This window comes from Gilvimarinus gilvus (assembly GCF_030518155.1).
GTDB classification, from domain to species: domain Bacteria; phylum Pseudomonadota; class Gammaproteobacteria; order Pseudomonadales; family Cellvibrionaceae; genus Gilvimarinus; species Gilvimarinus gilvus.
The window spans coordinates 1-335 of record NZ_JAULRU010000593.1; the positions used below are offsets into that span (position 1 = coordinate 1).

Genomic DNA, 335 nt, shown 5'->3' on the forward strand with positions numbered 1-335 from the left:
CCACTGCCTGGCCAAGGCGCAGTGCGGCACCGTCGTTGCTCGGCGGTGACATGCTCAGGTGCGCGCCCGCTTGCGCTGGGCGGTAGCTGGCGGCCAGCGCGCCAGCGGCGAACCCACCCATGGCGCACACCACGCCGCCACGGGCCATTACCCGTTCGCGGCGCCCGTCACGCTGTATCACCACGCCGGTGACCCTGCCGCACTCGGTGATCAGCTCCACGGCGGCGCTGTTCAACCACAGTTGCGTGCCATGGGCGAAGGCGCTGGTGGCGAGCCGGGCGACCAGTGCGTTGCCGGTCGTCAGCCGCGTGCCGCGCGGGTGCTGCAGCCTGTCC

1 protein-coding gene is annotated in these 335 nt (G+C 72.5%); it reads right to left on the reverse strand.

Features of this window, described 5'->3' with window-relative positions; translation table 11 throughout:
- Window positions 1–335: FAD-binding protein (locus QWI17_RS14860; protein ID WP_302723313.1), on the reverse strand; the 335-nt coding region annotated here is incomplete at both ends.